Annotated in this window: 13 protein-coding genes and 4 tRNA genes; 6 read left to right on the top strand and 11 right to left on the bottom strand. The window is 70.5% G+C overall.

Translation table 11 applies throughout. The features are described 5' to 3' along the window. Positions 1 to 186: 186 nt before the first annotated feature. Positions 187 to 4,026, bottom strand: a complete 3,840-nt coding sequence (locus tag NR798_RS29310; protein ID WP_375765809.1) for a hypothetical protein — start codon at positions 4,024 to 4,026, stop codon at positions 187 to 189. A 38-nt stretch (positions 4,027 to 4,064) separates the two neighbouring features. Then, the gene (locus NR798_RS29305; protein WP_375765808.1) at positions 4,065 to 7,223 is read right to left on the bottom strand and encodes a WD40/YVTN/BNR-like repeat-containing protein; all 3,159 of its coding nucleotides are present in this window, start codon (positions 7,221 to 7,223) and stop codon (positions 4,065 to 4,067) included. 295 nt (positions 7,224 to 7,518) lie between these two features. Here NR798_RS29305 and NR798_RS29300 point away from each other — a divergent pair, with 295 nt between their 5' ends. Both NR798_RS29300 and NR798_RS29295 read left to right on the top strand, forming a co-directional pair. After that, entirely contained in the window at positions 7,519 to 8,955 is a 1,437-nt protein-coding gene (locus NR798_RS29300) for a DUF92 domain-containing protein (protein WP_375765807.1), read from the top strand. Positions 8,956 to 9,124: 169 nt separating this feature from the next. Further along, complete coding sequence (locus tag NR798_RS29295) at positions 9,125 to 10,438, top strand: M23 family metallopeptidase (RefSeq protein WP_375765806.1); 1,314 nt, start codon at positions 9,125 to 9,127, stop codon at positions 10,436 to 10,438. Between the two features lie 66 nt (positions 10,439 to 10,504). Here NR798_RS29295 and NR798_RS29290 read toward each other — a convergent pair whose 3' ends face one another. From NR798_RS29290 to NR798_RS29270, 5 genes are all read right to left on the bottom strand, one after another. Further along, entirely contained in the window at positions 10,505 to 12,292 is a 1,788-nt protein-coding gene (locus NR798_RS29290; protein WP_375765805.1) for a S8 family serine peptidase, read from the bottom strand. A gap of 35 nt (positions 12,293 to 12,327) precedes the next feature. Then, positions 12,328 to 12,444 (bottom strand) — tRNA-Ala (locus NR798_RS29285). A gap of 4 nt (positions 12,445 to 12,448) precedes the next feature. Beyond that, positions 12,449 to 12,519: transfer RNA gene (locus NR798_RS29280), tRNA-Val, on the bottom strand. 24 nt (positions 12,520 to 12,543) lie between these two features. Beyond that, positions 12,544 to 12,614, bottom strand: a tRNA-Ile gene (locus tag NR798_RS29275). Between the two features lie 19 nt (positions 12,615 to 12,633). Continuing rightward, positions 12,634 to 12,709: transfer RNA gene (locus NR798_RS29270), tRNA-Glu, on the bottom strand. 82 nt (positions 12,710 to 12,791) lie between these two features. On the opposite strand from NR798_RS29270, the gene NR798_RS29265 reads away from it, so the two are divergent. Beyond that, a complete protein-coding gene (locus tag NR798_RS29265; RefSeq protein WP_375765804.1) occupies positions 12,792 to 13,793 on the top strand; it encodes a carbon-nitrogen hydrolase family protein in 1,002 nt (333 codons plus the stop codon). On the opposite strand, the gene NR798_RS29260 is transcribed toward NR798_RS29265, so the two are convergent. Then, positions 13,742 to 14,719 (bottom strand): stage II sporulation protein M, encoded by a 978-nt coding sequence (locus tag NR798_RS29260; RefSeq protein WP_375765803.1) that lies wholly within the window; start codon positions 14,717 to 14,719, stop codon positions 13,742 to 13,744. The two genes, NR798_RS29265 and NR798_RS29260, sit on opposite strands and share 52 nt — an antisense overlap. Further along, entirely contained in the window at positions 14,720 to 15,484 is a 765-nt protein-coding gene (locus NR798_RS29255) for an RDD family protein (RefSeq protein ID WP_375765802.1), read from the bottom strand. Positions 15,485 to 15,631: 147 nt separating this feature from the next. On the opposite strand from NR798_RS29255, the gene NR798_RS29250 reads away from it, so the two are divergent. Next, a complete protein-coding gene (locus NR798_RS29250) occupies positions 15,632 to 16,150 on the top strand; it encodes a DUF2267 domain-containing protein (RefSeq protein ID WP_375765801.1) in 519 nt (172 codons plus the stop codon). Between the two features lie 87 nt (positions 16,151 to 16,237). Here the strand turns inward: NR798_RS29250 and NR798_RS29245 are convergent, their stop codons facing one another. Further along, positions 16,238 to 16,741 (bottom strand): Hsp20/alpha crystallin family protein, encoded by a 504-nt coding sequence (locus tag NR798_RS29245; protein ID WP_375765800.1) that lies wholly within the window; start codon positions 16,739 to 16,741, stop codon positions 16,238 to 16,240. Positions 16,742 to 17,234: 493 nt separating this feature from the next. Between NR798_RS29245 and NR798_RS29240 the strand changes: the two genes are divergently transcribed. Together NR798_RS29240 and NR798_RS29235 are read left to right on the top strand one after the other, a co-directional pair. Beyond that, positions 17,235 to 17,924 (top strand): LuxR C-terminal-related transcriptional regulator, encoded by a 690-nt coding sequence (locus NR798_RS29240; RefSeq protein ID WP_375765799.1) that lies wholly within the window; start codon positions 17,235 to 17,237, stop codon positions 17,922 to 17,924. 135 nt (positions 17,925 to 18,059) lie between these two features. After that, positions 18,060 to 18,848 (top strand): WecB/TagA/CpsF family glycosyltransferase, encoded by a 789-nt coding sequence (locus NR798_RS29235; protein ID WP_375765798.1) that lies wholly within the window; start codon positions 18,060 to 18,062, stop codon positions 18,846 to 18,848. Between the two features lies 1 nt (position 18,849). On the opposite strand, the gene NR798_RS29230 is transcribed toward NR798_RS29235, so the two are convergent. After that, positions 18,850 to 22,077 (bottom strand): type 2 lanthipeptide synthetase LanM family protein, encoded by a 3,228-nt coding sequence (locus tag NR798_RS29230; protein ID WP_375765797.1) that lies wholly within the window; start codon positions 22,075 to 22,077, stop codon positions 18,850 to 18,852. Positions 22,078 to 22,087 lie beyond the last annotated feature (10 nt).

Below are 22,087 nucleotides of genomic sequence, written 5' to 3'. Positions count from 1 at the left end.
GGTAGGGTAGCATACCCAAAGAAAAACTGACAAAGCACCAAAGGTAGGAAGAATGAGGGAGCCGCCCGGTACGTGATTTCACGTATTGTTCTTGATTCTCAAAAATGAAGAAGCCCCCTCCCGCCCTGGGGCAGGAGGAGGCTCGGGGACGGGCAGGGCACGCGGCCTGCCCCTCGGCTGGGAGGCTTAGCGGACCTCGAGCTTGCCGATGGCGAAGTCGGCGTTGGACATCACCTCGTCACCGGCGCGGTTGCGGACGGCGGCACGGAAGCGGGTGTCCAGGCTGGGGCCGTTGAAGACGGTGCCCACGGTGGCCGTGGCCGGCAGCTTCAGCCGCACCGAGTAGAAGACGCGGCCGGGGATGATGCTCACGTCACCCGTCGCCTTGCCCGCGCCGTCGAACTTCTGGCTCACGCCGGTGTAGAGGACGCCCGAGGTGGGGCCCGAGTCCGGCAGCGCCGCGGCCACCGCCTTGGGCGCCGAGCCCAGGCTGAGGGCGTTGCCCTCCACCAGCAGGGTGGTGTCGGCCATGACGCGGGTGGAGTCCAACGGCAGGTTCATGCCGGCCGAGTAGACGCCGCCGCGCGCGGGGATGGAGCCGCCGGAGGTGGCGATCACCGAGGTGTTGGCCACCAGGTCCAGCTGCACCAGCTTCGCCGAGGAGGCGGCCGTGTTCACCACGAAGCGCACCTTGCCCATGCCGGGCGTCGGGTCCGTGTAGACGAGCCCGTGCACCGCGGTGGTGCCCGCGCCGGAGAGCGAGGCATCCCCGACGAGGGTGGCCTTGAGCTCCTGCGCGCCCAGGGTGTTGAAGGTGGCGCTCACCGTAGAGGTGCCGCTCTCGCCGCCCGTGAGGGTGAGCGTGCCCGGCAGGGTCGCGGCCGTGTCGGAGCTGCTGAAGGTGAGGCTGCCCGCGTAGGAGATGGGGTTGCCGTAGGTGTCCTTCACGCTCACCACCGCCGTCACCGGGTAGCCAGCGTTGGTGTCGCCAGGCAGCGCCACGTGGATCCTCGGCGCGGCCGGGTTGATGGTCACCGAGGCCTTGCACGACCAGCCGCCCGCCACGTCCGTGGCGGTGAGCATCTGGCCGCCGGAGCCCGCCAGCTTCGCGGAGAAGAGGCGCGAGCCCTGGTCCTTCGCGGGCACGTAGGCCACCGCCTCGGGCATGGCCGCCGAGGGGTTGGAGTCGGTGGAGGTGACAGCCACCGTGCCGCTGTAGCCGGACACGGTGTTGTCGAACGCGTCACGCACCGTCACGCGCACCGGGAAGGCGGTGCCCGCGATGGCCGTGGCCGGCACGTCCGAGATGTCACAGGCCGAGGCCGCCGCCGCCGAGACGGAGAACGCACCGGAGCCCGTCACCTCGGCGAGCGCGCTGTCCTTCACGGTGATGGACTGGGCGCCCGCCGTCTTGAAGGTGGCCGAGAAGGTCCGGGTACCGGAGTCCGTCTCGGTGAACGTGTAGGCGGCGGGCAGCGCCGCGCGGGAGTCCGTCGAGCTGAAGTCCACGGTGCCGCGGTAGCCGGTGACGGTGTTGCCGAACGTGTCCTTCACCGTGGCGGTGAAGGAGGCGGCGTCGCCCGCCGTGGCCGGACCGGTGCCGGACAGGAGGATCGCCGGCGCGGCCGGATGGATGGTCACCGGGGCCGAGCACGACCAGCCGCCCGCCACGTCCGTGGCGGTGAGGGTCTGGCCGCCGACGCTCACCAGCTTCGCGGCGAAGAGCCGCGTGCCCTGGTCCTTCGCCGGAGCGTAGGCCGCCGCCTCGGGCATGGCCGCCGAGGGGTGGGTGTCGGAGGAGGTGATGGCCACCGTGCCGCTGTAGCCAGACACGGTGTTGCCGAACGCATCGCGCACCGTCACGCGCAGCGGGAGCTGGGCGCCCGCGGTGGCCGTGGCCGGCACCTCCGAGAGCTCACACGCCGAGGCCGCCGCGGGCGAGACGGAGAACGAACCGGAGACCGTCACGTCCGCGCGGGCGCTGTCCGTCACGGTGACGGCCTGGGTGCCCGCGGTCTTGAAGCTGGCCGAGAAGGTCCGGGTGCCGGAGTCCGCCTCGGTGAACGTGTAGGAGGCGGGCAGCGCCGCGCGGGAGTCCGTCGAGCTGAAGTCCACGGTGCCGCGGTAGCCGGTGATGGTGTTGCCGAAGATGTCCGTCACCGTGGCGGTGAAGGCGGAGGCGTCACCCGCCGTGGCCGGACCGGTGCCGGACAGGAGGAGCCTCGGCGCGGCCGGATGGATGGTCACCGGGGCCGAGCACGACCAGGCGCCCGTCACGTCCGTGGCGGTGAGGGTCTGGCCGCCGACGCTCACCAGCTTCGCGGCGAAGAGGCGCGTGCCCTGATCCCTCGCCGGAGCGTAGGCCGCGGCCTCGGGCATGACCGCCGAGGGGTGGGTGTCGGAGGAGGTGATGATCACCGTGCCGCTGTAGCCGGACACGGTGTTGTCGAACGCATCGCGCACCGTCACGCGCAGCGGGAGCTGGGAGCCCGCGGTGGCCGTGGCCGGCACCTCCGAAAGCTCACACGCCGAGGCGTCCGCCGACGAGACGGAGAACGCACCGGAGACCGTCAGCCCGGCGCGGGCGCTGTCCGTCACGGTGACGGACTGGGTGCCCGCGGTCTTGAAGCTGGCCGAGAAGGTCCGGGTGCCGGAGTCCGTCTCGGTGAACGTGTAGGCGGCGGGCACCGTCGCGCGGGAGTCCGTCGAGCTGAAGCCCACGGTGCCGCGGTAGCCGGTGACGGTGTTGCCGAACGTGTCCACCACCGTGGCGGTGAAGGCGGAGGCGCCGCCCGCCGTGGCCGGACCCGTGCCGGACAGGACGATGCGAGCGGCCTCGGCGGACGTCACCTTCACGCTGGAGGTGGTGGCCGTCAGGGTGCCGCCCACTTCCGTCGCCGTCACCGTCTGGTTGCCCGGAGTACGGAACGCGACCGAGACCAGCGCCACGCCCTGCGAGAAGGACGCGTCGGCCGGCAGCTCCATGGCCGCGTCCAGCGAGCTGATGCGCACCTTGCCCGCGTAGCTGGTGGCGCGGTTGCCCTTGGCGTCGAGCGCGGTGATGGAGAGCGCGAGCGGCTCGCCCACGCGCGCGGTGGCCGGCAGCTCGGAGAGGGCGTAGGACACTGCGGCGCTCGGCCGCACCCGGAGCTCGGCCGTGGTCTTCACGTCGTCGTTGTGCGTGTCCTGCACGGTGATGGACTGCACGCCCGCCCGGAAGAGGGAGAGGCGGATGGTGGCGGCACCGTTGCTCGCATCGACGAGCACCGGGGTGCTCTCATCGCTGGTCTGGATGCGCAGCTGGGTGGAGTAGTCCGTGGCGACGTTGCCGAAGGCGTCCACGAAGGACACCTGGAACGTCACCTCCGCGCCCGACTCGGACTCGGGCAGCAGGCCCGAGAGGTTCATCCGGGCGGCCGGACCGGCCTTCACGGTGAAGGCATCGCTGGTGGTGCTGAACGAGCCCAGCATGCCACCGCCCACGGTGCCGCTGGCGATGAGCAGGCGCGCGCCCGAGGTGCGGAACGTCACCGGCACCGTCTTCACGCCCTTGTCCGCGGCGGTGAAGGCGAAGTCGGCCGGGAGCTCCGCGGCCCCGTCGTTGCTCACCAGGTGCACCGTGCCCGCGTAGGAGGGCACGGTGGCGCCGGACGGGTCCACCGCCGTGACGGTGACGTTGGCCGGCGTGCCCGCGGTGAAGGCGCCCGCCGCGACGAGCTTGAAGCCCGCGGCCGGCGTGGGGCCCACCGTGAGGGTGAGCGTCTTGGTGGTGACGCCCGAGCCGTTGCGCGCCGCCAGGGTGTAGGTGGTCGTCTCGCCAGGCGTCACCTCCACCTCGCTCTTGCCGGTGACGTCACCGACACCGGGCTCGAGGGTGAGCTTGTCCTCGCCCTCGGCGGCGAAGACGAGCTTGGCGGAGGTGCCCTTGGCGATGGTGCCCGGCGCCGCCGTGAAGACGGACACGGTGGGCGCCTCGCCGCAGGCGGCCAGCAGGACGGTGCACAGCAGGAGGAGGTTCCGGGTCATGGGACGGAACACGTTCGCTTGAGAGGTGTGGACTCGGGTCATGGCGTGCTCCCGAACTTGCCGAGCAGCGCGCTCAGATCGGCTTCTTCGATGGTGGTGGGGCTGCTGGTCAGGTCCAGCGTGTTGTCGTAACGCAGGTTGGTGCTGGTGGCCGGCGTGGTGCCGAGGCGGCCGGCCATGGCGGCCAGGTCGAAGTAGTCGACGACGCCGTTGCCATCCCAGTCGCCGGTGCCCGCGGTGGCGCTCGGCTCGCTCTTCGGGTGGATCTCCCACACGCCGCGGCCGTAGGTGGCCACGCGCAGCAGGCTGCCGTTGGAGGCGATGCTCAGGTCATAGACGCGCACCTGCGGCAGGCCCACGCCGTAGCGGGCCCAGGTGTTGCCGCCGTCGGTGGAGCGGTAGAGCCCCAGCTCGGTGCCCGCGTAGACGGTGGAGTCCGTCGGATCGCCCGGGTCGAAGCGCACCACCCACACCGGCACGTTGGGCAGATCGAAGCCTGTGCCGTTGCCGTGGAAGGGCACCCAGGTGGCGCCCCCGTCGTTGGTCTTGAAGAGGTGGCCCACCGAGTCGGGGATGGGGCCACCGGCGAGGTTGGCGCTCGCCACGGTGGACACCAGCCAGGTCTTGGTGATGTCCGTGCCGCCCAGGCTCTCCGGCTTGCGCGGGATGGACACCGACTGGATGAAGCCGAGCTGGTCGAACCCGCCCGAGCCGTTGGGCACCTGGAGGATGGTGGCGCCGCCGCGCAGCGAGACGGTGCTGCCCTTGTCCACCAGCAGGGCCGAGGCGCCGCTGCTCAGCGGCAGGCCGTAGATGCGCGCCGGCACGCCGTCCACGGTGTACACGTGCGGCGAGGCGCTGACGCCGAGGCCACGGGGGCCGCGGGTCGCGCCGGCCACGACGATGCCACTGGGCGTCAGCCGCGCGGCCGACGGGCGATCGGACACCGGATCGATGCTGATCCTCCACAGGTTGAGCGAGGAGGGCGCGACGACCGAGCCCTGCGCGTCGTACGTGGGGCTGTAGCGGATGAAGAACGGGTAGCTGTCACCGGAGGGCAGCGCGACGGTGACGCGCGTGTAGTTGGGGGTCTCCACGCCGCCCTCGATGCGCGAGGCGCGGCTGCAGTCGCGCAGGCGCGGCTGGCAGTAGAGCCACTGGCTCTGGACGGAGATCCAATAGACGGGGTTCTGGCCGCGCGAGTCGCGGGTCACCGCCGTGCCGATGCCGTCACCGCCGCGGATCTGATCCCAGTTCTGCAGATCGTAATCGGCGATGAAGGTCTCGTCCTCGAGGAGGCGGAAGCGCGTGCCGTTGTCCTGCAGGCCGGAGAAGACGACGCTGGCGTTGCCGTAGACGGGATCGCCGCTGCCCACCGAGTAGGGGAGCTGCGTCACGAGGCCGATGTTGGGGTGGTCCCAGTTGACCTGGGCGCCGGTGGGGGCGTCGAACACGTCGCGGGAGACGGACAGGCCGCCGTCGGTGCCGACGAGCGCCATGTAGCTGCTGCCCACGCGCACGACGGTGGCCGTGTGCCAGTCCGCGTGCACGTACGGCAGGAAGCCATCGGCCGTGAGGCCGCCACCGCCCTGGGGCAGCCAGTGGCCCATGTTCTGCCACGTGGCGCCACCGTCGGAGGAGCGGGCGCCGCAGAGGTTGCCGCCGACGAGCACCCGGTTGGGGTCCGCCGGATCCGCGGCGATGGCCAGGTTGTACCAGCTCTGGTCATGGCCCACGTCCATCGTGGTGCAGTTGGTGCCGGGGGTGGTGGGGTTGGTGAGGGGCGTGCTCTTGGTGGCCACCACCGTCCAGGTGTTGCCTCCATTCACGCTCTTGAGCACCGCGTTGGTCGCCGAGGCGGCGTCGTTGAGCGAGCCACCAATGGCGTAGACGACGGTGGCCGCGGGGTCCGCCGTGCCGCTGCCGGACAGGTGGATGTGGCTGATGTCGGTGGCGCCCGAGCCGGTCACGGTGGCGGGCAGGATGCCGCTGGCGCGGGAGGAGACCCAGGTGGCGCCGGAGTCGGTGCTCTTCCAGATGTCACCGTAGTTGCCCACGGCGGGGTTAGAGGCGCACTTGTCGGTGCTCAGCAGCCGGTTCTGCGTGCCGGAAGCGGGGTGGGGAGGCTGGCCGCCGGGGCAGGCGTACGCACCGCTCACCAGCCACTGCGACGCGCCGTCCGTGCCTTTGCCCAGGTACACGAGGCTCCAGGTGGCCTCGCGGACCGGACCGGTGGCCGCGGTGTTCGGCAGGTCCATGAAGTTGAAGGTCGCGCCGCCATCGGTCGAGCGGTAGAAGCCGTCGTTGGTGGCCACGAGGATGTTGTTGACGTTGGCCGGATCGATGCGGATGTCGCGCACGTTGTTGGTGATCGTCGGCTGGCCGTCCACCGGGTGCGTCGCGGAGAGGAGGATGGGCTCGCCCCAGGTCTTCCCCTCGTCGGTGGACTTCACCAGGCCGCCGCCCTGCTGATCGAACGCGTCACCCAGGCCGATCCAGACCGTCTTGCCGTCGTTCGGATCGAGATCCAACGCGCCCACGGCGAGCGAGCCGAGCCCGTCGGTGATGGGCTTCCAGGTGGGGTACTGGCTGAAGTTGGAGGTCTTCCACACGCCGCCGCCGGCCGTGGCGATGTAGACCGTCTTCGCATCGCCCGGCTTGACGCGGATCTTGGTCAGACGGCCGGAGTCGATCGACTTGTAGTAGGTGCCGTTGTACGAGGAGCGCGCCGTGGCCGGGCCGAGGTTCGTCCAGGCCGCGGTGCCCGCGGGCGTCGGCGAGATGGCGCTGCCATCACCACTCGCGCGCATGGCGGCGTCACCGGCCAGGCCGTTCCACTTACGGGCCTCGGCGGCGGCGATCCGCAGCAACTGCTGGTGGTACTCGGGGCTACGAGGGCCGATCTCGGCGAGGTTGGCGAGCCGGCGGAGCGCGGCGTCGTCCTTCTCCTCCTCCTCGTTCTCTTCCCCGGACGAGGTGAGGCCCTCGTTCTCCTCCTCCTCGTGCTCGGACCGCAGGCTGTCCATCCAGGGGATGTGATCCAGCCCCTGGGCGATGGCCTGCTCCGTCTTGGCGATGAGCGCGTTGCGGCGCTCCTGCTTCCAGTTGTTGTACGCGGTGACGGCCTGCGGCGCGCACGCGGCGAGCCCAGCGACTGTCGTCACACCCAAGAACATCCACTTCTTCTTCTGAGACATGGTCACCCGGTGGGGATGGAGCCGTACCTCTGCTTCGGAGACTGCGGGACTTCGGAACCTGTTGGGGGCACACGCCTCGTGGCGCGCGGGCGCACTTGCGGGTCAGGAGGGGTGTGGGGAGAGTCGACGGTGTTGAGTCGAGAGCAGATGATGACCCGGATGATGTTTCCTTGTGAATCCCCCCCGGGGCTTTTGGCCCCAGTCCCGCATTTCGGGCTTGTGTTTTGAGAGGCAATCGCTGGTGGGGATTCCTGGCCTTGGGGGGCTGTTCGAGGGCTGACTACAATCGGGGCCCATGAGCCAGGACATCCAGGCGCTTCTCTGGTCCTACGGGTATGTCGGAATGTGCGTGGCCGCGGGGGAGCTGGCCCTGCGGCTGGGGGCGTCACGAGAGGTGGCGCGGAAGATCATCCACGTGGGGGTGGGCTTCTGGATCTTCGGCACGCTGGGGCTCTTCGAGAGCCGGGCGCTGGCGGTGGTGCCGTCGGCGACGGCGGCGGTGGCCAACGCGTACATCCATCGCAAACGGCTGCTGAAGTCGGTGGAGGCCGAGCCCGACAACCTGGGCACGGTCTGGTTCCCGGTCGCCTACTCGCTCCTGGTGTGGCTGGCGTGGGACAAGCCGGCGGCGGCGGCGGGGGGCGTCATGGCCATGGCCGTGGGAGATGCGCTGGCGTCGCTGGTGGGCCGGCGCTTTGGGCGCCACCGCTACGAGACGCTCGGGGGAGAGCACAAGAGCCTGGAGGGCTCGCTGGCCATGTGCGCCGGCACCTTCGTGGCCGTGCTGGCCGTGCTGACGTGGATGCCGGGCCTCGCGCCGGAGATGCCGCGGGTGCCGCTGGCCGTGCTGTGCGCCGTGGTGGCCACCTGCGCCGAGGCGCTCGGTATCAAGGGCCGGGACAACCTCTGGGTGCCGCTGGCCGCCGGGGCCGTCCTCTACCTGGTGCCGCCCGTGCACGCCTGGGGGCTGGGCGTGGGAGCGGGCATCGCCCTGGCCATCGGCATGCTGTCCTGGGCGCGGGGCTCGCTGAGCCCGAGCGGCGTGCTGGGGGCGATCCTCGTCGGCACGCCCGTCTTCGGGCTGGCGGGGGCCGTGGGGGCCGCGGCGCTGCTCGGCTTCTTCATCTCCTCGAGCGCGCTCTCCAAGACGTTCCGCGCCCGGAAGGCTGGCGTGGAGGAGGAGTACGCCAAGACGGGTACGAGAGATCTGGGGCAGGCCCTGGCCAATGGGGGCGTGGCGGCGCTGGCGGCGGTGCTGCTGGCCGTCACCGGAGACGCGCGCTACTCGCTGGCCATGCTGGGGGCGCTGGTCGCCGCCAACGCGGACACCTGGGCCACGGAGCTGGGCGTGCTCTCGCGCTCGCCACCGAGGCTGGTCACCACGCTGCGGCAGGTGCCGCCCGGGACGTCCGGCGCCGTGTCGGGAGCCGGGCTGCTGGCCTCCACCGCGGGTGCCGCCTTCGTCGGTGGGGTGGCCGTGCTCGCGGGGGCGCCGGTGGCACTCATCCCCTGGCTCGTGCTGGCGGGCGTGGTGGGCTCGCTGGTGGACAGCTTCCTGGGCGCCACGGTGCAGGACGTGCGCTGGTGCGACGCCTGTGCCCGGGAGACCGAGCGCCGGGTGCACCGGTGCGGCCGCTCCGCCCGGCCCCTGCGGGGCTTCTCCTGGCTGGGCAACGACACCGTCAACGTGGTGGCCACCGCCGCGGGCGCCCTGCTGGCCTTCTGGGCCTGATGGGGCGGAAATTCCGGTTTTAATTATTTTCTTGGGATGCGGGGATATCCGGGCCCTTCTTCTTGAAGAGAGAGAGAGAAATCTCTCTGCCCCCCCCGTAGCCCCCATGGTGCCCTGTATGGCGACACATCGATCTCTCATGCGCAGGAATAGAAACGGTCTTCTGTCCATGTGCGGCTTGCTCTTGTCGGGCGCGCTGATGGCGCCGGGCTGCAGCCCGGGTGCGCTCGAGGAGCCCGAGACCGCGGTGGAGGCTGACGCGAAGGGGCCGTCCCTCGTCGCGGGTCAGGCCACGGTCATCAGCGAGCTGAACGATGTCGTCGTGGATCTGCCGGCGGGCTGGTTCGCCGTGGTTCCCACGGGCCGGATCGGCGTGGGGGTGCTGACGATCGCCAACTATGACGTCTCCCAGGTGGAGAACACCCGGCCGGATCACAGCTCCCACAGCCTGACGGACGATACGGTCAAGGTCGACATCACGACCGTCGTTCCGGAGGATGGCAGCCCGGTGGGGCAGTGGGTCCAGCGGCGGCTGGCGGAGCTCAACGGCGAGCCCATGGGTCAGGCGACCTTGGAGAACCTGGCCCAGTACAACCTCGCCGGGCGCACCGGCCTCGCCTACAGGATCCAGCAGGGGCAGTACTCCGCGCTGGAGGTCGCCTTGCCCTGGGAGGATGGGAAGATCCTGCTCGCCACCATCCTGCCCGTGGAGACGCGGAAGCTGGAGGCGGCACTGCCCATCCTCGATCAGCTCCGGTCCCTGGCCGAGGATCGTGCCAGCCAGGGTGAGCCCCGTCCCGCCCAGGACCTCGAGGCGCTGGCCGCCCCCCTGAAGGAGCTGCAGCCCGTGCAGTCCATGGAGGTCAACAACGTCTCGGCGATGGGCTCCTGCACCTCCTGGACGGGGAGCGACAGCGGCTCCATCGCGCCCAACACGCCCATCCAGCTCAACCTGCCCTTCTACGTGGGGACCTGGTGGAAGGCGGGCGCCGCCGGCTCGTTCTGGGGCAACCTCGCCCACGGCAACTGCAACGACGACTACTACGCCATCGACTTCAACCGGTCCGACTCGGGTTGTGGGACGTACTATGACGACTGCGGCTACAAGCTCTACCCGTCCGCCAGCGGCACGGCCTACGTGTACAACAGCGGCGACACCAGCTACGGCCTCCGGGTGGATGTGGACCACGGCAACGGCCTGAAGACCCGCTACGCGCACATGTCCCAGGTGCTCGTCTCGAGCGGGCAGTCCGTCAACACGCAGACCGTCATCGGCTACGTGGGCACCACCGGCAACTCCAGCGGGTGCCACCTGCACTACGGCTTCTACAAGAGTGGCTATTCGCGCTGCAATTCGTCGAGCGGGCGCTGCCCCAACGGCGAGTACTCCGATCCGTACCAGTCGCCGAAGCCGAGCCCGATGTACACCAACAACGGCAGCGTGGGGTTGGCTGACGGCCGGTGCCTCCAGGCGCCTCCGTAAGCGGCGTCCGTTGCTGACGTGAGCAGACGGCTGGAGGGCGCCCCACGCCTTCCGGCCGTTCGCCGTTCAAGGGAGCTCCTTCGCCATCAGCTCCAGCGCCGCCCGGGCCTGCACCAGTCCGAAGCCGAACGCCGGATCGCGGCCTGGAGGCCCGAGCTCCTTCGCGGAGCGCTCGAGGAAGTCGCGCACCTGGGTGCGGGTGAGGCCGGGGCGGGCGCTCCACAGCAGCGCGGCGGCGGCGGAGACATGGGGCACGGCGATGGAGGTGCCGCTGCGGCGGGCGTAATCCGAGCCCTTCAGCTCCACCCGGACGGGCCTACCGAGCCGCCCCACGAGGGCCCTCGCCGTCACCTGGGACACCGAGACCACGGGGGGCCAGTCTCCCGGGTTCCCCAGGGTGAACGAGCCCTCGGCCGCGGCCGGATCGTTGTTGGCGATGATGACGGCGCGGGCGCCCTGGGCCTGCACGTTCCTCACCTTGTCCGCGAAGGGGAGGGTGCCTCGCTCCACGAAGGCGACGAAGCCGTCACAGGCGGTCTCCGGGCAGGAGCTGGCGCTGGCGGCCTGTCCGCAGTCGAGGAGCGTGCCCGTGTACTGCCCGCGCCCGGCGTACGCGAGTCCCCGGGAGCTGTACAGCTCGCCCTCGGCCTCCACCTCGGAGAAGGCGTCGCCCACGAGGGTGGTGGAGAGCACGCCCACGCCGGGTGCCACCAGGCTCAGGTGCTCGCCCAGCTGGGAGAAGCTGGGGTGCTGGTCCTCGGAGTCCACCGCGCCCACGGCGAGGACGCTGGCGTAGGCGGCCGGGTAGACCTCTGGCGGGGGGTTGTCCGGGTCGTCGTTCCCCGCGTTGCCCATGGCCGAGATGGAGAGCATGCCCGCGGCCCAGGCCGCGTCGAAGGCGTCCTTGTCCGCGGCGCCCGCCTGGGTCGAGCCCAGCGAGAGCGATGCGATACGCGCGCCCTGCTGCTGGCACCAGCCCAGGGCCTCGATGACATCCGACATGGCGCCGTTGCCCTGCGTGTCGAGAACCCTCGCGACGAGGAGGGTGACACCGGGCGCCACGCCCACCACGCCGTTGGGGTGGAGGGTGCTGTCCGTGGGGTCCACCCAGCCGCCCATTCCGAGCTGCGCGGCGATGATCCCCGCCACGTGGGTGCCATGGCCTCCGCCCCAGACGCCGTTCTCGTCCTGATCCTTCGGGTCGTCATCGCCGTCGATGAAGTCCTTCCCGAGGCCCTGGCCCGGGAGGTACGGCCCCCTCAACTCCGGGTGCCGGTCGTCGATGCCACTGTCGATGACGCACACCTTGAGGCCCTCGCCCGTGGGAGCGCCAGGGTCGAGGAGTCCATCCCCGTTGGCATCCCACACCTCGGGAGCCTGCACCCGCTTCACTCCCTCGGTGTACTCCCCGGGGGAGCCGCTGGGATGGGGGCTGGTGAGGCCGAGCGCGTGGACGGGGTGGTCTGGCTCGATGGAGAGGATTTCCGGCTCGTGGGCGAGTGCCTCGCGGGCCAGCGGGGACAGGCGAGCGGCGAGCATGCTCAGGCCGCGCCAGTGGTACTTCACCTGGCCACCCATTCGCTCCACCAGGGCCTGGCGGAGCAGGGGGGCCGAGGCGGCTTGCACACCGGTGTGCTGGCGGAAGCGCACCAGCACCGGCTCGCGGCCTTCCTCGTCTGGCCCGAGGAGGCGGCGCGTGAGCGCGGTGCTCTCCACCGGTGTCCGCGCGGTTGACGGGGCGGACCCGAGGCCGTTTCCCGGAATCGGGCAGGTGCTCGGGTTCTCCTCCACCGGCGGGAGTTCCTGCTTGCACGTGCTCAGCCCCAGCAGACCCAACATGATCAATCGCTTCATGTGGCTCCCACTTTGGCACGACTCCCGATGCCGAATGGACCGGCCGGGAGTCGAACCCGGCACATCAGGCGTGCAAAGCCCGATTCCGCCCCGGCGGCCAGCCCAATTTTCTCACTTGCGATGGCGGCATCTTCCTGTTGGACGATGACCCCGAATTACGCGAGCAGGGAGTCGCACCCTGATCTCCGGCGTGTCGAACCGGTGCTCTGCTGTTGAGCTACACGCGTGTCTGCGTATGGAACCGGCGGAAGTAGGGACGAGCAGACTCGAACTGCCGTCTCCCGCTTATCAGGCAGGTGCTCTACCCTTGAGCTACGTCCCTATATGTCTGGTTGAAGCGGTGGCATCCCGTGAGGGAATCGAACCCTCATCGCTGGAATGAAAAGCCAGCATCCTGAGCCGTTAGACGAACGGGACGGCTGCTTCATCCGTCATGCGAAATCAGACGCGAAACGCCGCGTGTTCCTGACGGGCCCTCCGTTGGCCTATGGTGCGCCGCATGTCGCAAGCCCAGCAGGTCCGTGTCGCGGTCGTCCAGGCCGCTCCCGTGCTCTTCAACCGAGACGCCTCGCTCGAGCGCGTCGCCTCGTGGACCGCCCGTGCCGCCCGCACCGGGGCGCGCCTCGTGCTCTTCCCCGAGGCCTTCATCCCCGCCTATCCCCGGGGGCTCGGCTTCGGCTTCCTCGTGGGCAGCCGCACCGAGAACGGCCGCCGCCTCTGGCAGCTCTACAACGAGCAGTCCGTGGAGATCCCCGGCCCGGCCACGGATTACCTCGGCGGCATCGCCCGCGAGCACGGCGTCTACCTCGCCATCGGCGTCATCGAGCGCGATTCCCTCACGCGCGGCACGCTCTACTGCACGCTGCTCTACTTCGGGCCGGATGGCGCGCTGCTCGCGAAGCACCGCAAGCTCAAGCCCACCGGCTCCGAGCGGCTCATCTGGGGCGAGGGCGATGGAAGCACGCTCTCCACGGTGGAGACACCTTTTGGCCGGCTCGGCGGGCTCATCTGCTGGGAGAACTACATGCCGCTCGCCCGGACGGCGATGTACGCCAAGGGCGTGGACCTCTACCTCGCCCCGACCGCCGACAACCGCGACACGTGGCAGGCGACGATGCGCCACATCGGCTCCGAGGGCCGGTGCTTCGTGCTCGGGTGCAACCAGTTCGTCACCCGCGACATGTACCCGGAGGAGGTTCTGCGCGAGGAGCCCCTGCCCGCGGACGCTCCCCACGTCCTGTCCCGGGGCGGCAGCGTCATCATCTCCCCGTTTGGCGAGGTGCTCGCCGGTCCTCTCTGGGGCGAGGAGGGCGTGCTGACGGCGGACCTGGACCTCGGAATGCTGACGCGGGCGCGGCTCGACTTCGATCCGTGCGGCCACTACGCCCGGCCCGACGTCTTCCGCCTGGAGGTGGACGAGCGTGAGAGGCCCGTCCTCACCTCCCTGCGTCAGGAGGCCGCGCCGGCCCTGGCCCCGCTGCCGCCGGCGCGCAGCAGATAGAGCCAGAAGAAGGCCCCCAGCGCGAGTCCCAGCGTGGCCTTCACCCACGTGGGGAAGAAGTCGCCGGGGGACACGAAGCCCTCCACCACGGCGATGAGGGCGAGGAAGGGCGCGCAGCCGAGCACCAGCTTCACGGCCTCGCGCCCCCGCAGCGCCAGGGCCTGTCCCCGGGGCAGCTCGCCGGGGTCGATGAGGGCCTGGCCCACCATGAGCCCCGCGCCTCCGGCGATGACGATGATGGACAGCTCCACCGGCCCGTGTGCGGCGATGAAGTCGAAGAGCTTCGCGCCCATGCCCTCGTGCACGCACAGGGCGGCCACCGAGCCCAGGTGCACGCCGTTGTTGATGAGCACGAACACCGTTCCCAGCCCCAGCAGGATGCCGGAGGCGAAGGTGACGATGGTCACCGTGAGGTTGTTGGTGGCGATGCCCGAGGCCACCGCGTTGGGCGGCGACACCGTGAGGATGCCATCCGTCCACATCTCCCCGCGGGCGATGAAGCCGCGCAGGTTCTCGGGGACGAGCAGCTCCGCGCCGCGCGGCTCCAGCAGCACCACCACCGCCCCCAGCAGGATGCCCAGCAAGAAGAGCCCCGCGCTGGCGGCCACGAAGGCCCCGTTGGCGCGCAGGGTGCGGGGGAAGTCGTGGCGGAAGAAGGCCAGGGTGGAGGCCAGCCGCTCGCGCGGTGGCTGGTAGATGGCACCGTAGGCCTGGCCGCACAGTTGGTTGAGGAAGCGGTGCACGTCCGTGCCCGCGTAGAAGGTCTGCGCGTGCGCCAGGTCCGCCGCCGCCCGGCGGTAGAGGACATCGAGCGTGTGCAGCTCCCCCAGCCGCAGGGTGCCCGCGCGCTGCCGGGCGAGCAACTCCTTCAGGGCCTCCCAGTCGGGACGGCGGCGGGTGACGAAGGCGGGCAGGGGCGTGGCCACTCAGCGCTCCGTCTGGACACGGGCCCGCAGGAAGGCCTCGGTGCTCTGCAACGAGGCCAGCACGGTGGCGCGCCCCGCCTCGTCGAGCCCCCCGTAGCGCTCCACCAGCTTCGTCCCCAGCCGCTTCCGGGCCTCCGGCTCCAGCTCCGGCGCCCGGGCCAGGAAGGAGAGGATGAGCTCCATGTCCTCTGACGTGAGCCGCTCGGCGTGCGTGGAGGCGGGCAGGGCCCCGGGCGGGGCCGGGGTGGCGGTGTACTTGTCCAGGTCGATGCGCTCCTCGCGCACCAGCAGCGTGCCGGCGAGCACATCTCCCAGCCGCCGGTGCTGGCGCGTCAGCAGCACGCTGAGGAGGCCAGCGGCGTAGAAGAGCGGAAGGAAGTCCACGATGCGCACCAGGTTGCGCACCGCGCTCTCCAGCGCGCCCACCGGCGAGCCGTCCACGCGCACCACCCGGATGCCGACGAGGCGCTTGCCCGGCGTCTGCCCTCCCATGAGCAGCTCGGCCGCCGTCCAGTACACCCACTGCGTGGCGAACACCCCCACCACCAGCAGCGTCTGCATCAGGCCGGACAAGCCCTGGAAGAAGCCGAGCACGTCGCTCACCAGCAGCGTGAAGGTGAAGTAGGCGACGACCCAGAAGAGGAAGAGCAGGAAGAGATCGGCCAGGTAGGCGAGGCACCGGTAGCCGATGCCCGCCACCGGCAACGAGAGGGAGACCCGCTCGGGCGTGGCGACCTCGAGGCTCGGAGAGGGGGCGGAATCCATTCGCCCGGGAGATTAGCCGGAACGCGCCCGCAGGTCCGCCCGGGCGGGGGCCAGGGCTCACTCCTGATGGCGCCGCCCCCGCTGCACGCCTTGCGCGGGCGTGGTCAAGGTCAGAGGGAACCCCTATCAGCCCGAGGGAGGAGCACCATGGCGGACACGGATCGGAACGGGACGAACATCAACCAGGAGTCGCAGGGCACGGAGGGCCAGTCGCGGCGGCTGTCGGGGGTGGACCTGCAGACGCGGCGCGAGCAGCGCAGTGAGACCCGGCGCAACCAGACCTACAAGGCCTTCCTGCGCAACCTCATGGTCCTCGGCTCCATGAACGAGGAAGAGGCGGAGCGCGCCGCGGTCTCGGTGCTCTGCGTGCTGGAGCAGCGGCTCTTCGGCGAGGAGGCCGCGCACCTGGAGGCCCAGCTGCCTGGCAAGCTGCAGGATCTGCTCATCCGCTGCGAGCGTCACCTGGGCAAGCCGGCCAGCAAGTTCGGCAAGGAGGGCTTCATCCAGATGGTGTCGGAGGACCTGGACGTGGACTCCCTGGAGGCCGAGCGGAAGATCCGCGCCGTCTTCACCGCGGTGAGGGATCAGGTCTCCGAGGGGGAGATCGAGGACGTCATCGGCCAGCTGCCCGCCGACATGCGCGAGCTGTGGCAGCGCACCATCTGAGCCGCCGAGACGCCTGGAATGACGAAGGGGGCTGGAGCTGACTCCAACCCCCCGCGTCCGGGCCCCCTCGTTTCTCTTCCCGCGGGCTCAGGCCTTCACCTTGCCCTGCTTGTCCGTGGTGCTCACCTGGATGCGCTTGGGCTGCATCTCGGGCTGCTTGGGCAACCGCAGGTTGAGCACGCCGTCCTTCAGCTCCGCGTTGACGTTGTTCGGGTCCACGCCCTCGGGCAGCGTGAACGAGCGGCTGAAGGAGCCGTAGCTCCGCTCGTAGGCGTAGAAGCGGTCCGAGTCCTCCTCCTTCTCCGTCTCCCGCTTGCCGCTGATGGTGAGCCGGTCACCCGTGAGCGTGATGTCCAGGTCTCCCTCCTTCACCCCCGGCAGGTCCGCCTTGAAGATGTAGGCGTCCTTCGTCTCCTTCACCTCGAAGGCCGGAATGAAGCCCAACGGGGCCTCACCACCGCTCACCATCCGGCCCATCTGCTCGAACGGATCGAACCCCATCAACTCCTTCATCCGCTCGAAGGGATCCAACCCTCGCGTCCACCGTCCAACGGGCGAGCCGCTTCCTCGACGCACTGGAAGATCCGCCATGACATGTCCCTCCTTGGGTTCGGGCCGTACCCACCCTGGAGTGCGGCCCCTACACTCAGGGTAGAGCGGCGATGCCGCCGCACAAGGCGCCTCCGAAGGCCGCTCCCTGTCCTCCGGGCCATCCGCCCGTGGACCCTGGAATCGAACACCACCCGACAGTTCCAGGGGTTATCGGTATGCCCGTGCACAGTCAGCGGCAAATTGGCGTGGATCGCGACTGGACGGATGCCAATCCGATGGACATTCGTGGGAAGCCCCGGTCGCACGGTGGGTGAACCGGTGGTAATGATGGGTCGAATCTTTCCACTAGACGTCGGAGGTGCGACTCGGGAGAGCGCAAAGCGTCAACAGGTTGTGGAAGGTGCTGGCCGGTAGGACGAACACCCTTGCGAAGAATCAGCCCGACCCACATCAGGAGCCGCGGGTGTTGATAGGACCGGTGCAGTGCGTCTCGAGCAGTATGTGTACGCCATGACGGCTGGGGGGCCTTCGCATGGCAACGAATCAGACAGAAGTGCGGGTTGGATTGTTGGAAGGACCGTGGGCGGCCTGGCAGGGACTGGCCGATGGGCTGAAGGGAGAAGGTGTTCAGGTCCTGTGGGTGACCCGGGACGTGAGGACCCTCCTGGACGGCATCGGGACGGATCCGCCTCAGGTGGCCATTCTGGACGTGGAGCCGGAAGGCAACGCGGACATGGGGTGCTCGGCCACGGACGGGCTGAACCTCCTGCGTGAGGCGCGCAAGCGCCGGCTGGAGGTGCGGATGCTCGTGCTGTCCTCGGCGCATGCACAGGACTTCGTTTCCCAGTGCTTCGACGAGGGGGCCTCGGGCTACCTCTTCCGGCAGAGCCTGACGACGAACGCGGTGTGCACGGCGGTCAACGCACTGGTGCGCGGGGAGAAGCTCTTCCCGGTGCAGCTGCTGCGCAATGACTTCGAGCATCCACCGGTGGCGGCCGCCACGGCGAGCGTGTTGCTCACCCTCACGCAGCGGGAGCGCGAGGTGCTGCAGTACGTGGCCGGAGGCGCGGACAACCTGAAGATCGCCGCGCACCTGCAGATCGCCGAGCGGACCGTGAAGTCGCACGTGACACAGCTGTACCGCAAGCTGGGAGCGGAGAACCGGACCCAGCTGGCGTTGCGCGCGTGTCACCTGGGTGTCCGGCCTCCTCCGGATCTCTAGGGCAACGGAAAAAACCGGGGACGGATGTGACTCCGTCGTCAGTCCCCGGTCATCAAACCGTCAGACCCCCCTGGCAGATCGTGGTGCGTGACACCACTGTCCGAGCCCACTGAGGGCGCCAGGAGGAGGCGGGTGATGATTGGGGTTGTCGGGCTGGAGACGCCACCAGGGAGTCTCGCGCTTCCAGCACCGAGGAAGTTCGAGCGGGAGCCCGGACGGGCCTTCCCGCGTGTGCGCATCGGCCACGTTCCGCTGGACATGGGGCGCCTCGACGAGGTGCTCGCGTGTATCGAGCGGCTCGTGGCCGGTGGCCAGGGTGGACACATTCTCACGCCGGGCGTGGAGCAGATCGTCCGGGCCGAGGCGGACGCGTCCCTGCGCGAGGCGCTCGCCACGGCGGAGCTGTCGCTGGCGGGCGGCGCGGCGCTGGTGCGTGCGGCGCGGGTGATCGGAGCGCCGTTGCAGGAGCAGGGCGAGCGGTGGTTGCCCGCGCTGGCCAGGTTGGCCCGCACGCGGGCCTGGCGCGTGCTCGTGGTGGCGGATCAGCCGGGGCTGGCCGAGTGGACCGCGTGCGCGCTGAGGGACAGGTATGGCCTGCTCTCGGTGGGCGTGGCCGCAGCGGGTGGGTCCGAGGACGGGCGGGGCCCGTGGGTGGATCGGCTGATCGAGCGCATGGCCCTGACGCGTCCGCACCTGGTGCTGGTGTCCATGGAGACGCCGAAGCAGGAGCTGTTCTGCCAGTACGTGGCCGCGCGGATGCAGCCGGCGGTGCTGGTGGGCACGGGCCCGGCGCTGGAGTCGCTGCTGGACAGGCGCTGGGCACCGCGCCGCCAGTGGGCGCTGGGGCGTCTGGTGTCGGCCCCGGTGCGGTGGCTGCGCCGGAGCCTGACCTTCCTGCGCGTCCTCGCGGCGTCGCGGCGCTGACTCAGGGCATGGCCAGGGTGAGCACCGAGGGCACGCGCTCCGGTGACGCCAGCCGCAGCAGGCCGTAGCCGATCCCGGCCAGTCCCATCAGCAGTCCCGGGGTCTCCGTACCCCGGGGCAGTCCGCACAGCCAGCCGCGCGTACGGCCCTGGTGGAGGATGTGGGCCGCGCGCTCCCGGGCGATGTGGCTCCACCGCGGCTCGCCGAGCACCTCGCCCGCCAGGTACAGCGGCTCCACGTTGCCCAGGTCTCCATGGCACAGGCAGTGGCTGCCGCTGAAGCCCTCGCGCAGGGTGGTGTCGAGCGCCGTGTCGAGCTCCGCGCGAATCTCCCCTCCATCCATGTGCCGCAGCGAGCACAGCCTGCCGAGCGCGATGCCCGGTGCGCCATGGCACCACGTCACCATGAAGCCGGTGCTGGCGCCCTCGGCGGAGGACTCGGGCTCGCGGAGATCTTTCCAGTTGCCGCGCTCCGGCACGAAGAGCGCCCGCTCGTAGGTGAGCGCCTGCTCCGCGAGATCCCGGTAGCGCGTGTCACCCGTGGCGGAGGCCAACTCCAGCAGCGCGTAGGCGATGCCCGCCGCGCCGTGGGAGAAGCCCGACAGGGGCCGCAGTCCCGCCGGACCCTTCCAGCCCACGCCGCCCTCCGGACACGGCTGGGCGGTGACGAGGAGCCGCTCGCCACACCGCCGCGCCGCTTCCAGCAGCCGCGAGTCCCCGGTCCGCGCGTGGAGCCCGAGCAGGACGAGCGCGCAGCCCGCGGAGCCGCTGAGCAGATCCAACCGGGTGTCGGCATCGATGAGGGGCTCGAGCGCGGGGAGTCCGGTGATGACCTCGTCCAGCAGCTCCGGCTGGTTCCACAGCGCGGCCAGGTGGACGAGCACGTACGCGGAGGAGGTCCGGCCGACGTAGGCCCCCACGCCCGCGTCGTTCGGGTCGGGGTTGCGCCAGGCGTCCCGGACGGTCTCCAGGCCGGCGCGGGCGAGCTGCTCGAAGTCCGCGCGTCCCGTCTCCCGGGCGAGGTACGCGAAGAAGAGGGTGAGCCCACCGACGCCCTCGTACACGTCCGACCCCAGGGGCGAGAGGCTCCAGCGCCACTGCCCCAGGTCCTCCAGGCTCATGCCAATCCAGGTCACATCCGTCTTGCCGCGGATGGCCTTGGCCGCGAGCTCCTCGCCGAGGGAGACGGCGGCGGCGAGGCAGTCCTCGCGCGAGGCGGGCGGCAGGGAAGGGGGACGTGGGGGGCGGGCGTCGAGACGCGCGCTGCCCCGGCCCTTGTCGATGGAGACCATCGACTTGCGGATGAGGGAGCCCTGCCAAGCACAACCCCGCTCGTCCATGCGCGCGAGCCGCTCGCGCACCTCGGACAGGCTGTCGTGCGCGAAGTAGTCACGGATGCACTCGCCGGTGCTGCTCCACAGGTGGCGCTGGCCGGGGCGCGTGGTGAAGAGGGGCACGTCCCCGAGCCGCAGGTCCGCATGCTCCGAGGGGACGAGCCGCCGCAGCGCGGGCACCAGTGAGGCCTCGGCCCAGAGGTTGTCCAGCACCTTGTCGCGCTCCAGGCCCTCGCGCAGGAAGTCGGGGTGGACGCTCTCCTGCAACAGGAGGGCATAGCGCTGGGTGGCGCGCACGATGTGGCGCACCTCCACGTCGGCGAAGACCTGGAGGCGGGTGTCGAGCGCGTCCCGGTTCTGCCGCAGCAGCCGGTACGTCTCCTCGAAGCCCTGGACGATGTCCTCGGTGAAGTCGGTGGCGTCCACGGGCTGGCCCTGGAGCTGGGGGCGGTTGTGCGAGCCCGAGGTGCGGCCCTGGCGGCGCACCATGCGCATGGTGTCGCTGAAGGCGTCCTCCACCATGGGCACGGCCTGGGGCGAGAGCTGCCCGGCCTCTCCCCCCAGCCCGCTCATGTCCACGCCCGCGCGGCCCGAGCGGCCGAAGATGAGCATGGGCAGCATGCCCACCGAGATGATGGAGCGATCCAGCTCGGCCCAGGCGCGCTGCCTCGCCGAGTCCCCCATGTCCACCGCGAGCCGCTGGTGGAAGAGCGCCTCCAGGTCCACGAGCACGGGGTACTCGCCCGCGGCGATGAGGTTCTCCAGATGGAAGTCCACGGCCGACAGCAGGTGGAGCAGGGCCAGCGAGCTGCCCTGCCGCCAGTAGAAACGCTGGAGGGCCTCGCGCGAGTCACAGCCCGAGGCCTCCACGTACTCGACCCAGCCATGGGTGCCGCGGTCCAGCACGGTGAGCACGCGGTGCGGGTGGCGCGCGCCCCAGAGGTTCAGCGCCTGGAGCAGTTGCTGGAAGCGGACGTCCACCGCGAGCGACTTCGGCTTGTAGACGAGCCGCAGGCCGGAGCTGAACCGCAGCAGCACCACGCTGCGGCCCTCGCGGTGCAGGTCCGAGACGCCCGACTGGAGGCCGGCCAGGGAGCCGATGTCCCGCCCGCCGAGGAAGCTCTGGCTGAGCTGCTCGCGCTCACTGGCGACGCGCTCGAGCAGCTCCAGGCTCACGGCGATCCACCGCTCGGTGCTGGTGGCCAGCAGCCGGGCGAGCACGGGGTATTCCTCCAGCAGGGCCATGAGCACCCGCGGCTCCCGGAGACGCACGGTGGAGAAGTGGTGGAAGCGCTCCTGGGGCGTCTCGCCGGGCAGCTCATCCATCACCCGGGCCACGTTGAGCTCGAGGATGAGGGTGCGGGTGGACAGGGACTGGAGCCGCCGCGCCAGGCTCTCGAGCAGCGAGGCCTCGGCCTCGGACGACAGCAGGGGAAGCTCCAGGCCATAGCGGGCCTGCAGCGCGGCGGTGACGGTGCGCAGCCTCGCGGCGGCGAGCCGGATGAAGGGCTGGAGGAAGCCGGAGAACGCCAGCCCGGGCTCCCCCGGACGGGCGGGAGGTTGGAGCGAGGGAGGCAGCGGCTCTCCGGCGTGCCGCTGCTCGATGACCTCCTCGATGAGGGACACCCAGGAGCCACTGTCCCCGGGGCCTTCCTGGGTGCTCTCCGCCCGGGCGAGGATTCGCAGGAAGGCCTCCCGATCGAGCCCGACGCTCTTCAGCCGCTCGTCGAGCGTCGCGTCGTCTCCCGACATGAGCTGCCGCCAGGCGTTCGCACGGCGCTCGGCTTCCTGGAGCACCGGCTCGCTCCCCGCGGACGGGTTGTCGTTGCTGGCGAGGGCCCGCTCGTGGAGGAACGTTGCCTTCTTCCAGGGGAAAACGGGAGCAATGGCTTGCATGGAGGTCACC

This window comes from Archangium gephyra (genome assembly GCF_042230915.1).
In the GTDB taxonomy this organism is placed as follows: domain Bacteria; phylum Myxococcota; class Myxococcia; order Myxococcales; family Myxococcaceae; genus Archangium; species Archangium gephyra_B.
The sequence above is the reverse complement of the archived record's forward strand: the minus strand, read 5'-3'. Positions and strand labels throughout refer to the sequence as shown.

Excerpts from the sequence above, each read along its gene's own strand:
- NR798_RS29250 (WP_375765801.1), top strand. The coding sequence starts at position 15,632 with ATGGCGGACACGGATCGGAACGGGACGAACATCAACCAGGAGTCGCAG.
- NR798_RS29310 (WP_375765809.1), bottom strand. The coding sequence starts at position 4,026 with ATGACCCGGAACCTCCTCCTGCTGTGCACCGTCCTGCTGGCCGCCTGC.
- NR798_RS29240 (WP_375765799.1), top strand. The coding sequence starts at position 17,235 with ATGGCAACGAATCAGACAGAAGTGCGGGTTGGATTGTTGGAAGGACCG.
- NR798_RS29300 (WP_375765807.1), top strand. The coding sequence starts at position 7,519 with ATGAGCCAGGACATCCAGGCGCTTCTCTGGTCCTACGGGTATGTCGGA.
- NR798_RS29255 (WP_375765802.1), bottom strand. The coding sequence starts at position 15,484 with ATGGATTCCGCCCCCTCTCCGAGCCTCGAGGTCGCCACGCCCGAGCGG.
- NR798_RS29265 (WP_375765804.1), top strand. The coding sequence starts at position 12,792 with ATGTCGCAAGCCCAGCAGGTCCGTGTCGCGGTCGTCCAGGCCGCTCCC.
- NR798_RS29235 (WP_375765798.1), top strand. The coding sequence starts at position 18,060 with ATGATTGGGGTTGTCGGGCTGGAGACGCCACCAGGGAGTCTCGCGCTT.
- NR798_RS29245 (WP_375765800.1), bottom strand. The coding sequence starts at position 16,741 with ATGGCGGATCTTCCAGTGCGTCGAGGAAGCGGCTCGCCCGTTGGACGG.
- NR798_RS29230 (WP_375765797.1), bottom strand. The coding sequence starts at position 22,077 with ATGCAAGCCATTGCTCCCGTTTTCCCCTGGAAGAAGGCAACGTTCCTC.
- NR798_RS29290 (WP_375765805.1), bottom strand. The coding sequence starts at position 12,292 with ATGAAGCGATTGATCATGTTGGGTCTGCTGGGGCTGAGCACGTGCAAG.
- NR798_RS29305 (WP_375765808.1), bottom strand. The coding sequence starts at position 7,223 with ATGTCTCAGAAGAAGAAGTGGATGTTCTTGGGTGTGACGACAGTCGCT.
- NR798_RS29295 (WP_375765806.1), top strand. The coding sequence starts at position 9,125 with ATGTGCGGCTTGCTCTTGTCGGGCGCGCTGATGGCGCCGGGCTGCAGC.